The organism is Mongoliitalea lutea, from assembly GCF_014652135.1.
In the GTDB taxonomy this organism is placed as follows: domain Bacteria; phylum Bacteroidota; class Bacteroidia; order Cytophagales; family Cyclobacteriaceae; genus Mongoliitalea; species Mongoliitalea lutea.
In genome coordinates this window covers 32,889-47,254 of the sequence record NZ_BMYF01000026.1, presented here as the reverse complement: position 1 = coordinate 47,254, position 14,366 = coordinate 32,889, and the positions used below count along the sequence as shown (strand labels likewise).

Below are 14,366 nucleotides of genomic sequence, written 5' to 3'. Positions count from 1 at the left end.
CTTCTGTATCTACCTAATTGAACGCAAACCATTATGTTTTTTCGAAAAAGCTACCATACAGAAGACGAACTCTTGGAAGGTTGCCAAAATGGCGACAAAAAGGCCCAACGAGCCCTGTATGAGCGCTATTCTTCGAGATTCTTTGCCATCTGTCTTCGCTATACCAAAGATCACTTTGTAGCAGAAGATGTCCTGGTAGAAGGGTTTATGAAGATTTTCGAAAGACTACATCAGTTTGAAAACAAAGGAAGCTTTGAAGGCTGGATGAAAAAAATCATGGTGACACAGGCATTGTTGAAACTTCGATCTAACAAACACCTCAACATGGAGGTGCTGATCGATGAAAATTGGCAGCAAGACGGCAGCAGCTATGAAATCAACCACTTGGAAGCAGAAGATTTACTGGCACTGATAGCTGAATTACCTGTGGGCTATCGAACGGTATTCAACCTCTATGCAATTGAAGGATATTCCCATCAGGAAATTGCAAGCCTCCTGGGAATCACGGAATCAACCTCCAAATCCCAATTAAACAGAGCAAGAGGAGTATTGAAAGAAAAAATTGCAGGTCAACAACTGAAGGAAAGGAGCATCAATGGCTAAGGAACAACATCAATTCGACTCATTTTTCAAGCAAAAACTTGAAAACCACACCGAACGTCCTTCCCAACTTGCTTGGGAACGGATTGAAGATGGATTGGGAAAGCCCAAGAAAAAAGCATTTATCGGATGGTACGTAGCTGCGTCTTTGGTGCTGCTGTTGGGACTAGGTTATCTCCTGCTGAGACAAGGATCTATGGATGGTACCTTGATGGAAGAAAATCTGGTATCGCAACAATTGGAAGAGCTGAGCAATGTGGATGAAACTACTTTTGATTCAACTGAGCCTACCTCTGTAATTACTCCACCTTCTTCAGAGCCAACTACGGAAATCAAGTCTATTGAAACAAGCAAAGCATCCAGACCGCAAGTGGTGAACGAAAAAGCTCCTGCTATTGAAACAATCTCTCAAACCATCGCCCAGCGGGAAGTAAAAGAAGATGTCATTGCTCTTCCTGAATTAAAACTCCCAGAATTAGCACTGGATCAAACAATTGCATTGGTAGAGCCGACAATCACCAATGCAGTCGATGAGGAGCCTTCCTACACAGTAACTATCCGTTCCTCGGGAATAAAAGCCGAAGCGCCCAAAGACAACTTAATCGATGAATTAGAAAACAAAGTAGATAAAATCGGGGGCTTTATCAGCCGTGGATTTGCAGACCTGCAGGATGCCAAGTCCAACTTATTTGCCCTCAATACCCCTAAAAGAAAAGAAACCAACACAAACTGAAAATCATCAACACATGAAAAAATATATCTTAGTGATTTGCTTTATGGCCTTAGTAAAAATGGCCTTTGGGAATACGCCAGAGAAATTCGCAAGCTTTTCAGAGGAATTTAAAGCACCCCAAGACACCATCATAGTGGAATTTGGAAAGTCCGGGAAAATCATGGTGATCGTTGACAATAAAGAAGATTTTGAGCGTCTCAAAAAGATGAATGTCAACCAAATCATCTCTGAGCTTGACTTGGCTGTGGATGAAAAAACTGGCGAATTGGTAGTGGTAGAAATTCAAAACAAGAAAGGCACCAAAGAAGTAGTCCGAGTTTCAGAAAATGGAATGGAAACGGAAGTCAATGTGGGAGGTATCCGCATCAGTGTGGATGAGCGAGGAGCTGAAACCAAGGTAAAAGTTGAAACAGGTACCCGCAAAAAATCAGACCCCCCATTCAGAACCTATTTCAACCTGGATTTGGGAATCAACAGTTACTTAAATTCAGAAGGCAGCTTCCCCACCTCCTCTTCACCATATGCGGTCCGTGGTTGGGGCAGCTGGAACGTAGGATTGAATTGGATGGCTTCTCAACGCATCACCAAAGGCTTTTATTGGGATTTAGGCTTGGGCGTACAGTGGTACAATTTCAAATTCGAAAACCGCGACTTCCAAGCCGTAAGAGGTGATGGAGAAATAGACTTTATCCAGCGTACCGATGTAGCAGGTTTCAAAAGTAAGATTTCTGCCTCTTATCTGACTGCCCAGAGTTTGTTCCGCTTGGATTTTGGTAAAATGAATGATAATGGAAAAAGAGGTATCAATGTAGCCGTAGGACCTTATGCCGGTTACCGCCTAGGAGGACGAAGCAAGTATGTGTACCGTCCTTTGGATGGTGGTGGTCGTAGAAAAGAACACCTTCCTACAGGAATCTATCTCAACAACTTCAGATATGGCGTTCGTGGGGAAGTTGGTGTGGGTCGCTTAAAATTCTTCTCAACTTATGACCTGAATACCCTCTTCCAAAATGGAGCTGGACCTGAATTAAATCCAATTACATTCGGTATTGTCTTTTGATCTAACAACACTATGAAACTTACTAAAACCAACTATTTACTACTATTACTATGTATGTTTTCTTGGGTAGGGATTATCTCTGCCCAAGACTCTACTGCAAATGATTCCAAGGCCGTTTTAAAAGAAAAAAATTACAAGTTTTTTGGCAATGAATGGTTATACAAAAAATATGAGGATGGCTTTTGGTCTTTTAAAAGCTTGGATGAAGATGTTGTTATCGATGGGAAAAAGAAAAGAAAAATAGAGTCCTCATTAAATTTTGACCTTGGAATCAATCAATGGATTGAACAAGAGTCCGCTCCTCAGGTAAAGCCGTGGGGAAGCTGGGCTTTTGGAATCAACTATGGTGTCCGAAGAAAAATTGGTAATCATTTCTCCATCAAACCTTTACTTGGAGTCAACTGGTATAACTTCAAGTTTGAAGACAGAAATCTGCAAGCCTTCAGAGGTCCAGATGGAATTCTTTTTGAAGAATTTCAGTCAGGGGGAGGTACCAAATCCAAGATTTCAGCATCCTATGCCAACCTTACACTCATGAATTACTTCCATAGTAAAAATGACAATTTCCGTTTCGGAGTTGGACCATATGCTGGTTTACGCTTAGGAGGTCGTGGAAAATTTGTTTATCGCGATGAGAACAATCGCCAAAATAAAGAATTTCAGCGCGTCAATATGTTCGCCAATGATCTACGCTACGGCATAAGAGGTGAAATCGGCGTTGGAAGTTTAGATTTATTTATCAACTATGACCTCAACGAATATTTCCAATCAACCAAAGGACCTCAGGTAAACACCATCAGTTTTGGTATCATTTTATAAATCAGCACAACCATGAACACATTAACTAAATTTATTTCAATTTTCACGATTGCTTGTATAGGCATCGTTAGCTCGGCTAGCGCCCAGATGAAAACACTGGTAGATGTCCAAAAAAACTTCTCCAATATCCAAAAAATCGAAGTTTCTGGAGGAGCCTTGGAAATTCAATTTACTGGGAGTAATCAAAAAGACATCAGTGTTGAAGCCTTCTTGGAGTCCACCAACCCCAATCAAGACATTGTTTTTGTCAGTGTGGGTAATGTTCTAAAAATCTCTCATAAAGTAAACCAAACCAATTGGGGAAACGTCCGAACAAAAGGATATATTAGAATAACAGGACCAAGTGAATTGGTGCTTGAAATGAGCGGTGGATCAGGTTCGATTTCAGTAGATAACCTGATTTCAGAAGAAACAAGGTTGACAGTAGGTTCCGGTTCAATTAAAGCAAGCAAAGTGAATGGAGACATTTTAGCATCTGCGGGTTCTGGAAGCATTACCTTGGAGAAAATCAATGGAAATATTTCCGGAAAAGTGGGTTCAGGTAATGCGAAAATTTCCGATGTTGTCGGTAACGTTGAGTATGCTTCTTCAAGTGGAGGAATTACTGTCAAGGATATCGATGGGAAGGTTAATCTACGCCTTACCTCGGGAAATGCCAAATTGGAAAATGTAACGGCTCTGGGAGACTTATCCCTAACTTCCGGTAATTTGACTGCCAGTAAAGTAGGATTAGGGCAAGACACCCGAATCTCAGGAACCTCTGGTAATTTTACAATACAGACCTATTCCAATCTTCAGGACTTCAACTATAATATGCGCGCAAGTTCAGGGAATATTACGATAGGAGGAACTAGGGGAAATAAAAACACCCTGATCAACAATGGTGCTGCCTATGAAATCAAAGGAACGATTGTGTCGGGGAATATTTCGATTACTAATTAAGGTTGAGTAAAAGCTAACTTTTCCAAAGTTCTAAACCTTGGAAAAGGCAGACCCGGCAGGTTTTAAAAACCTGCTGGGTCTAAACCTGTCTCATCTGACTACAAGTTCAAACCGATAAACCATTCTATTCCCCATTGAGTTAAAAACTCTATAAAGAGTTTAACCGAATCTTTATCTTGGTAGGGATTCGGTTTTTTATTTTCAACTACTAACCACATGAAAGAGATACAAAAAGAAGAATTATCCCAGGAGATTTTTGACATGTACGATTACTATGTACATGGGCAAATCAATAGAAGGCAATTTGTAGACAAACTTTCCAAATATGCAGTTGGAGGATTGACGGTTTCGGCTATCCTCTCGTACTTGATGCCCAATTATGCAGGTACGTTAAGATTCGGAGCTGACGATACTCGAGTGGATAGTTATTATGTTGAATATGAATCTCCTAAGGGTGGCGGCAAGATAAAGGGCCTACTCTGTATTCCCGCTAATCTTCAGGGAACTGCACCAGGAGTATTGGTTGTCCATGAAAACCGAGGACTGAATCCTTACATTGAAGATACGGCCAAGCAAGCGGCTTTGGATGGATTTATTGCTTTTGCACCTGATATGCTCACTCCTTTTGGAGGATATCCGGGTACAGACGACGAGGGACGCACCATGCAGGCCAAGCGGGATAGATTTGAAATGCTGGAAGATTTTATTGCAGGCTATGAGTTTTTGAAAAATCAGGAAAACTGTACAGGTAACATAGGTGTGGTCGGCTTTTGTTTTGGAGGTTGGATATCCAATATGATGGCATGTAGAGTTGCAGATTTGAAAGCAGCGGTTCCTTACTATGGTGGGCAAGCGATTTTAGAAGAGGTCCCCAACATCCAAGCACCGATTCAATTACACTATGCAGATTTGGACACACGTGTCAATGAAGGTTGGGCTGCTTATGAAGTGGAATTGAAAAAACATAACAAATCGTATGAGGTGCATTTCTACCCAGAAGTAAACCATGGATTCCACAACCACTCCACTCCTCGCTATGACAAAGAAGCGGCTGAATTAGCATGGAAAAGGACTGTAAGCTTTTTTAATGAGCATTTAGGAGGGTGAAATAAAGTTGAAATAAGGTGGAAATAAAGTTGAAATATAATTGGGAACAAGTAAAAAACCTGTCAGGTTTAAGAGAAAGAGGGCGTTAATTAAATCCAACTAATCTAGCCAAAACCTGACAGGTTTCCACCCGAATCATTTACAAAAGATAAAAAAAGGAGCGATTTTTCGCTCCTTTTTTTTAATATATCCACTTAAACAATCTTAACGATTGACGTAAGCATCCCAGTTTAACTCTGCTTGTGGATGAGGGAATTGGGTGAATACAGTACCACCATCAAAGGAAGTATCGATTTCATTGAGTTTATCATACCTTCTGGCATCGATCCAACGATGTCCCCAAGGTTCCGCCCAAAGAGAGTATCTTCTTTGATACAAGATCTCATCAATCAAGGCTGCTTGGGTAGTAGCCCCAGTATAAGCCCCTATATTTGCAGCATTCCTGATGATGTTAATAGCTTCTATGGCTTGAGCAGTTTGTCCCAAATTAGCATGTGCTTCTGCTTTTAAGAGAATCAATTCTTCGTTACGTATAAATGGAATAGAAGAGGTATTTAAAGGCCATCTTCTGTCTTGAAATCTACCTTCCAAGGTACCAAAGTCAGTAGAAACTGTGATCGGAGGATTTGTACGCTGGAAAAACTTATTAGTCACCCGTAAATCTCCTGGTGTAGCATCTCTGATGACGGATGGGTGCACCACAATCATCGTATTCACAATAGCATCTGGAACATAGAAGAGCGGATTGAATATATCTGGTGGAGCTCCATAGGGATGCGCAGGACCAGCATTGAGGTTTCCATTCAAATTCATAAAGGAAGCTTCTAAAGCAGTCAATACCCCATTCCAGTCTTTTCTATAGGCATTTAGTCGTGCCGTGATAGCCCTGTTAATTTGTCTGATGCCTGCATTCGTATTGAAACCGTTAAATCCAGCTGTTAATCGCAATGGGAAATTTCCACCACCAGCTGCAACCAAATCCTGATCAGCTTCATCTAGGATTGCTCTTATGTGATTCAAAGCTTCGTCATAACTTACAAATGGACCTGGATTCAGTGGATCCGCAATGTCAATTCTGATTCCATTTTGATAAACAAAATTTGCAGGAATCATAAATTGATATCCTTTGATGGTTTTAGCAAATCCTGCTACGGCTCTCTTAGATGTTTCATTAAGCGTTGCCGCATTATTAGCAGCATTAATCAATACGTCAGCTTGTTTGATTGCCTGAAAAGGTGCTGCCCAAGAGCCTCCACCAGTAGCTCCAAAACCAAAATACGCACGATCAGGAACCCTTCCTGCTTGTCCCAACCAATCTGTTTGGAAACGAGGATCAGATCCATTTAAGTACCAAATCTCTCGACCGAAGGTATTCCAAGCTTGGGATACGTTGGTAACATAGCCTCTATGTCTCGCTTCCAAGCCAGTCAATAAGAATTGTATCTGCTCATTGGAAGCGTTGTTACTGACGGATTCTACAGAAGGATTGTTTGGATCAATGATTTCGTCCAATTGCAAGGGGTTACAAGCCATAAATGTACTTGCTACTACCGCTGCTAATCCTATATATTTATTTAATTTTTTCATTGTTCTTAGCGTTAGGTTTTAGAAGTCAATGGTCAAGTGGAAGAAGATTCTTCTTGGAGTTGGGTATGGGGTAATATCCACGTTATTCCCTACCGCCTGAGCTCCAAAAGTGGATGTTTCAGGATCATAACCAAAGTAATTGGTGAAAAGGAAAGCATTGTTGATAGATGTACCTACTCGGATATTTTCCACAGAGTTACCAAAGACTTCATTGATTTTAGCTTTTGGAACATTGTAATACAAGCCTATTTCACGGATTTTCAAGAAAGTAGCATCCTGCACCCATCTTCCTGCATTGTTAAATGGTGCAGGTGGTCTTTGTCTACCATTCGGAATACCATCACCATTATCATCATCAAACCATCCAGGTGTAGTACCACCTGAGTCTGTCAAGAAGGTACTTAAGTTGATATTGTCTCCTCTGTGTCTATATTCCATCAGGAAGGAAAACTCAAAGTTTTTAGCAAAGGTGAAGTTGTTGACCATAGACATATTGTATCGTGGCTGAGCATCTCCCCAAATGGTAAATCCTCCTGGATTATTTGGATCAGCAGGTGTTCCAATGATAGTTGTAGGAGAAAACCCTTCAGCATACAAAAATGTACCTAAAGCTGCACCAAATCCACCTGCAAAATAGGTAGGGATACCAAGTCTTGTCATGGTCAATCGGTTATGCCAATACATTACACGGGTATTCCAACTAAAATTAGGCTTTTGTATCACCGAACCAAATAAGGCTAATTCAACTCCTTTATTTTCCAATTCAGCTTCATTACTTGGCGTAGTAGTCACACCAGTTGAAGGTGATAAAGAAAGGTTTTGAAGATTATTTTGGGTCCTTTTGATGTAATAGGTAGCTTCCAAACCTATACGGTTATTAAAGAAACCTGCATCTATACCCATCTCCAATTCGGTTGCTGTCTCAGGGATAATCTGTCTATTACCAATTTGAGCAGAAACAACAGATCCTAGCAAACCACCGATATTAGAGCCTCCCAAAGGAGTAAAGGTAGTCCCAAAGTTAACAGGGCCGGCAGTTTCACCATAAGCAATTCTTGGCTTCAATGCGGATACTGTGGACTTATTGGTCCAAAAATCGAAATTAGCCAAGTTAACAGCAACCGATGCTCTTGGGAATGCAAAGAACTTATTTGGATCACCATTTAAGGTCGATTTATCCCATCGAATACCTACTGTACCAATGATTTTATCCTCAAAATTAGCTTCTTGCTGCAAGAAAATACCTGCTTCCTGAATCGTAGAGAAAAACTGACTTTCTACTTGTTGAACAGTCGCTTGTTGAATATTCAATTGACCTGGAGCTAATCCCCTTCCTCTGTTGAATAAATTGTTGTTTTCAAAATCCAACCGAACCAAACCTGCCTGAGAATTCATGTTTACCTTACCTAGGTTCCAGTTGTAAACTAATACCCCTTGGAAATTGGTATTGAAGCTTTCTTGTTTCCCCCATAAGACATCTCCAGGGTTAGCTTGCGCTCTCTGGAATTGAAGGAATTCAGGAAGATATACTAGTGAAGTATTTTGCAAGAAATCCAAACCTCCGCCTAATTGAAGTGTAAGGAAGCTATTAGCCGTTTTTAAGATATTAACGTCCAACGTAAATGCTTGTACAAATCTATTGACAACAGAATTGTTGATCCCATGGTCAGTAACTGCCACAGGATTCTCCGCGAAATATGGATTTAAAGGATAGGTGCCATCGGCATTTCTTCTTAAGTCCCAATAGTTAGGAACATATGCAATATTGTAACCGATCGAAGCACCTGTGTTATTTTGGTTACCTGTAAAACCTCTATCTGTATTACTTCGGATATAGTTAGAAGAAACACTTAATTTAAATACATCTGAAATCTTATGATCAATGTTTGCTCTTACAGAATAACGCTGGAACCCAGTATTTCTCACTGTACCTCCTTCATCCGCAATATTTCCTGACACAAAGAATTTCGTCTTATCCGTTCCTCCTGAAATAGTCACTCTACTATTTAACAATAAAGCAGGATTGTTATAAAAGTAATCCTCATAATCTACGAAAGTATTGGTTGCTACAGCATTTCTAAATCGCTCCAATTCTACAGGTCTTCTGGCTTCCGGGAAAAAGAAATTAATTTTTTCCTCAGACCAATCATCCACACCTAATAATCTTAATGGTGTGGCGGAACCAATATCTTGTGAGAAAGACACCTTGGTTTTCCCTTCAGCTCCACGCTTGGTAGTAATGATGATTACCCCTGCGTTAGCACGTGTACCATAGATCGCAGCTGCTGATGGTCCTTTCAATACTTCAATGGACTCAATATCATTTGGATTCAAATCAGCTAAACGATTGGCCCCATCATCTTGATTAGAACCTCCAGCCCCTGACACAGAAGCTCTACCAGTTCGTTGAAAAGAGTTATTGATGTAGACACCATCCAAGATAATCAAAGGCTGGGAGGCTCCTGTCAAGGTAGAAATACCTCTTAATTGGATAGATACACCTCCTCCAGGTGCACCGGAATTGGATCGAATAGTCGCACCAGCAATTTTACCGTACAAGGCACCATCTGCGGTTTGAATCGTTGTCGTTCCAGTTAATTCCTTGGATGATACGGAAGAAACTGCATTTGCCAAGTTACTTCGTTTGACAGAAGATGCCAGACCAGTTACAATCACTTCCTCCAAATTGGTAGCATCCTGCTTCAAAGAAACAGTAATGGAACCCGTGTTTTCATTGACGGGAATGGACTGGCTCACATACCCTAAAGAAGACACCACCAAAACAGCACTAGTATTGCCACTGATGCTGATCGTAAACCTACCATCCAAATCGGTCACTGACCCTTGGGTGGTATTTCGGACCAAAATGGTTGCACCTATCAAAGGCTCCCCTGACCGATCATCTCGTACAGTACCCGACACGGTATACTGCGCCAAACTCCAACCTGTTGTCACCAACAGCAGCAGTATGGCCATACTGAATTTGTAAAATTTTTTCATAGAACTTTGTTTGGGAATCAACAAATAATTAAAGTACAAGATAATTATACAAAACTTATTCGATCTAAAATTATTTACAAACGGTAAAATTCTACTCCAAATAATCTAGTATATATAAAATTATATCATTTTCACCACGGGTTTACACATACTATGATCTGCTAATATTCAATTTTATAATATAAAATATACACCAGATCCAACAAAATTTTATTTTCCACTATAAATAAAAGGAGCCCAAATCACAGGATCTTGATAAAACTCACCCATAGCACCAGATATCATATGTCTTTTGACTGCATTCAAGGCTTTGTCTGCTGGGATATCTTGTAAAAAAACTAATTCATATAATAATGCCATCAAAACCATTGTTCCTTGATCACTGACAGGCCACAAAGAAAGTAATGTTCCGTTAGCACCTGCTATCATCAAAGCCGAATTTAATCCATTGATCCCTTCGCCTCTATAATATTTTCCCGTTCCTGTATCACAAGCACTAAGAATTGCCAAGTCTGCTTTTAAATTCATATTGGCTATCTCTGGAGCTATCAAAAAAGTGTCCTCTATTGCATCACCCTCCGGAGGAGATGTCATCATCAGGCCGGCGAGTTCGGGAATAGCTTCATACGCAAACCCGTGAGTCGCAATGTGAATGAAACGATAATTAGCCAATTCCCCACTTTTATCAAGAGATTTGACCACAGATTCTCGCATATCACGATCAATCAATATTGTCGCTTCTGGGATCATTTGTTGAATCATTTGAACTTCCCGGAGTGTTCCCGCTAGGTAATCTGCCTGCAGACCAAACCCTAATTTTGCCAACTCTATGGATATATTGCTCCCTTGACTCAATTTTTTCTGTACATCTGCCTGGACTTGGAGAAATCCAAGTAATCCTCTCTCTACAGAACCTACCTGTGGAGATCTCCCCTGATAGGTTGCACCTCCCATAGCGATCACTGGTTTACGATTAGTTGAATAATTTCTTTTTCTAACTTCATTCAACACAGTCATAGAAGGAGTATAAGCAACTTCAAACTCTTCAATCAGGTAGTGTCCATCCCGAGAGATAAAAGACTCAAAAGGCAGCAAACTCAAATGCTCTTCCGCACTGATAATCAATGAAATTTTCCCTTGAAGCTGTGGCAATATTGGAGCAATCAAAAACTGATGCCAAAAAGAAAGAATTTCATTCCTCACGGGAATTAACTCTTGTTCATAGGATTTGAGCAACTCTCGCGTCACTTCAAATGCTTCTTCAAAGTGCTGAGAGGTAAAAGCCTGTTCTTTGGAAGCATATTGAACTAGGCTTCCGTTCACCACGTCTTCCAAAGGCCCTGCTTTTACCCCGTTCAGCGCATCGGGTCTTCCAAAAAAACGATTGAGAAATTGCTTCTTGAGCGTTAGCCATTCATCAATCGGATAGTGTTGATGAATGCTTGATCGCTCCTTGGTAATCACATGGATAATAACATCTCCTGGTCTATTTCCTGTGGAATAATAAATCAAAGCTTCTTCAGGTCTCAAGAGGGCTTGTGCTTCTTGAAGTTTAAGCGGTTTGGCGGCTGGATTTAAGCGTTCTCTCAAAAAACGGCTCCTATTTTGTTCCTGGGCCTGAAACAATCCTTCTGAATCTTTTAACCGCTCATAACTCAAGATCAACCCACCATAAGCCGAACTTTGGGCGTCCATCATCGTCAATTGTTGTGTGGGAGAAAGTTTTCCTCGATAACTTTCTGTAATGGCAATGGACCTTTTAAACAAATCAACCGACTCCAAATATTGACTTTCATAATTTGCCAAAAAGCCAGCATTATTGTACAATAATTGAGCATCAGAAATCTGACCTGCCCGTAACCTCTTTTCTGCTAATGCAAGTAAGAGCTGTTTAGCTTCTTTAGGTTTCTTTTCCCTATATAAAAATGATGCATAATTCCCTCCAATAATATCTTCCAAGTTAGGATCCCCCTTAGCTAATGAATTCGCTTTTTGAAATAATTGGTTCATCAATCTATAATCATCTTGATTGGTGGTCATCAATAGATCAGATACCAAATAATTATAGGATTTGACCTGAAATTCACGATTATTCATCAGTTCTGCTACTGTCAATAGCTCCATTGCTTCCTTGGACTTTTCCCTAGGCCTCTCTAGAAGATTAAGGGCCATTATTTTTCTATCCTGCAAATACAAAGAGTACGTATTGGGAAAAACTATGGGTATTTGATCATGTGCCCTTAAACCTAGTTCAGCATTTACTAAGGATTCGCCATAATTAAACTCACTTAAATCATAAACAGACATGTAATAATAACCAGAAGCTTTAAAATGCTGTAAATGTATATCTTGAGAAGCACTATTAATGAATGAGGTCATTAGAGGAATACCATTTTTGTAATCTCCAGCCTCTAACACTCCTTGAGCTTCGAAAAACTGTACTGAATTTTCAAAATATGGAATTGGAACAGGCCATGCTTTCATTCGCTGAATTAACCCATGTTTTCTGTTGCATGGTTTTCCTTGGGTCCAAAGATTAAAACATTCACCCATATCCTGAAAAAAGAACCCATTATTGCTATAAATAGGGGCAATCCTCCGACTTTCAGAAACCAACTCGCTTAAAGGTAATGTCAAATACTTATTCAACAGGGCCAGATCTTCTTCAAGTAATTTTGGAGCATCTGGATTCCCATTAACCTGATAGGCAAAATGCATGTAACTTTTCGCATCATCAAGTTTGCCATGAACTGCAAAATTGCAAGCTCCTACTGCTAATGCATGATAATCCAAGGGAGCCAAGTTGACCCCGTTCAACCAATAGTTCATGGCTTTTTCCTTGTCTTTCAACATCAATTGGGAATAAGACATCAAAACATAACCCCAATGGGTGTCAGGAAAAGCTTGAATCATTTCTTCACAAGCAGCTGCCATCGCTGTCGGGTTTTTCTGCTCAAATGCTTTGGAATACTTGTTCAAATAGGTATTTAAGTCAGCTTGGGCAAAAGCGGTACGACCGACTAGCATGAAGAGAAATAGAAGAATAGATATACTCAGAATTATCTTTTTCATATTGGTATCTAATTAATTCCCACACCCCATAGCATAATTTCTTACTATAGGAGCCTTACCAACTGCTTCTATTTTAGCATAGATATTATGAAAATTAAGACTACTTTTTATTTCAAAATTAGTTACCTGAATAACGCCTGTAGAGGAACGAATAGTCTTACCCAAATCCCGCCAATCAAGCAAATTTCCTGACTCATCATAATGAAGAACAGCAAAACTGGATGTTTGTACTCCACCTTTATCGGTAAAGCCCATTACCAATAAGAATTCCTCTCCATTCAAGCAAACTCCAAGACTTCCAATGGCAAACTCTGTTTCTCCTAGCATGGGGTGTTCTCCCGATTGTACAAACCTTAGATTGGTAATATCCCGAGCTTGAGCTTGATTATAATCAAACTTAAAGTTGGAAGGTAATTTATTGAAATTGAGTTTGTATTCCTTAAAATCAACCAACTTGTTTTTATTTATTTCACTTCTAAATTCCTGAAAATCTGACAAACTCTGTGAAAAATTAATTTTAACTAATTCCTGACTACCTTTTTTGTTGTAAACCCAAAAACCAAAAGCATAGTAGGTCTTATTCCTATCAACCAAATTATCAAAATATACCAACTCTACAACCTTTGACTCATTTGCTCTTACCAAGAATTGTGGAACAATCTTAGGCAAACTGAAGGCCTTTGGTTGAAATACATTGGCACCCTCACTCTTTTTATAGAACTCCTTTTCTCCCGTCAGATAGTTGACAAAACCCAACTCAAACCTGTTAGCACCATATGCTCCAATCCAACCATCTGGCATTGTTTCAAATTCCAGTTTGGTTCCTTTGATTGGAAGATTTGACACTTTGCTATTAGAAACGTCATAAACCTGATACTTTTCTGTATCCCTAAAAACAATAGCCTTTTTATCTAGCGTAACAGCCACCTGTGATAAGAATTTTTTTGGTGAATAAATTTTTGTTGGAATAGGATTTACTTGCTTTTGAATGCCAATAATACTTGGTTTTTTAATGCTTTCCCGATATTGAACTACCAAATCATTTCCATTGACATAACCATGGTACCTTTGGATTTTAACAGAGCTTTGTGGAAAAGCAGAATACGCATCCATAAACATTAGGAACCGGTAATACTTATCATTATCCAAAAAAATCAATTCATTTAATGAAGCGTCTGCATCAATTAATTTAGCAGTACTTGTAGGCCATCGTTCTTCTGAATCAATGTAGGTTGAGTACATTTTAATTAGCTCCCCTGTCTCCAAGTTCCAAGTTGAAATCCTATCAAAGGTAAAGACTACTGCTTTTGTTAAGTCCTGACTGATCCTTACTTGTGGCTTTTCACTTGAAAGCTTCCATAAATGAGGTTTTTGAGCAAATGTAGCACTGCTGAAGCAACAGATTATTAAAGCAAGAATAAATTGAATATTTTTCATAAGTCGTCA

Annotated in this window: 10 protein-coding genes; 6 read left to right on the top strand and 4 right to left on the bottom strand. The window is 39.7% G+C overall.

Translation table 11 applies throughout. The annotated features are described in order from the left end of the window. Positions 1-33 precede the first annotated feature (33 nt). The 6 genes from IE080_RS17485 (at position 34) to IE080_RS17460 (ending at position 5,261) form a co-directional block, all read left to right on the top strand. Complete coding sequence (locus tag IE080_RS17485) at positions 34-603, top strand: RNA polymerase sigma factor (RefSeq protein WP_189585827.1); 570 nt, start codon at positions 34-36, stop codon at positions 601-603. After that, positions 596-1,333: a hypothetical protein gene (locus tag IE080_RS17480; RefSeq protein WP_189585825.1), complete on the top strand. Its 738-nt coding sequence runs from the start codon at positions 596-598 to the stop codon at positions 1,331-1,333. Before IE080_RS17485 ends, IE080_RS17480 begins: the two co-directional genes overlap by 8 nt. A 13-nt stretch (positions 1,334-1,346) precedes the next feature. Further along, positions 1,347-2,393 carry a hypothetical protein gene (locus IE080_RS17475; protein ID WP_189585822.1) on the top strand — a complete coding sequence of 349 codons (1,047 nt, stop codon included), beginning with the start codon at positions 1,347-1,349 and terminating at the stop codon, positions 2,391-2,393. A gap of 12 nt (positions 2,394-2,405) precedes the next feature. Beyond that, entirely contained in the window at positions 2,406-3,212 is an 807-nt protein-coding gene (locus IE080_RS17470; RefSeq protein WP_189585819.1) for an outer membrane beta-barrel protein, read from the top strand. A gap of 12 nt (positions 3,213-3,224) precedes the next feature. Then, a complete protein-coding gene (locus IE080_RS17465; protein WP_189585816.1) occupies positions 3,225-4,154 on the top strand; it encodes a DUF4097 family beta strand repeat-containing protein in 930 nt (309 codons plus the stop codon). A gap of 216 nt (positions 4,155-4,370) precedes the next feature. Next, on the top strand, positions 4,371-5,261 hold the full coding sequence (locus tag IE080_RS17460; RefSeq protein ID WP_189585813.1) for a dienelactone hydrolase family protein: 891 nt from the start codon (positions 4,371-4,373) through the stop codon (positions 5,259-5,261). A gap of 204 nt (positions 5,262-5,465) precedes the next feature. Here the strand turns inward: IE080_RS17460 and IE080_RS17455 are convergent, their stop codons facing one another. From IE080_RS17455 to IE080_RS17440, 4 genes are all read right to left on the bottom strand, one after another. Continuing rightward, positions 5,466-6,848, bottom strand: coding sequence for a RagB/SusD family nutrient uptake outer membrane protein (locus tag IE080_RS17455; protein ID WP_189585810.1), 1,383 nt, complete (start codon positions 6,846-6,848; stop codon positions 5,466-5,468). A gap of 18 nt (positions 6,849-6,866) precedes the next feature. Then, positions 6,867-9,848, bottom strand: coding sequence for a SusC/RagA family TonB-linked outer membrane protein (locus IE080_RS17450; RefSeq protein WP_189585807.1), 2,982 nt, complete (start codon positions 9,846-9,848; stop codon positions 6,867-6,869). Between the two features lie 210 nt (positions 9,849-10,058). Next, positions 10,059-12,920 carry a CHAT domain-containing protein gene (locus IE080_RS17445; protein ID WP_189585805.1) on the bottom strand — a complete coding sequence of 954 codons (2,862 nt, stop codon included), beginning with the start codon at positions 12,918-12,920 and terminating at the stop codon, positions 10,059-10,061. Positions 12,921-12,932: 12 nt separating this feature from the next. Next, positions 12,933-14,357 (bottom strand): hypothetical protein, encoded by a 1,425-nt coding sequence (locus IE080_RS17440; protein ID WP_189585802.1) that lies wholly within the window; start codon positions 14,355-14,357, stop codon positions 12,933-12,935. Between the last annotated feature and the right edge of the window lie 9 nt (positions 14,358-14,366).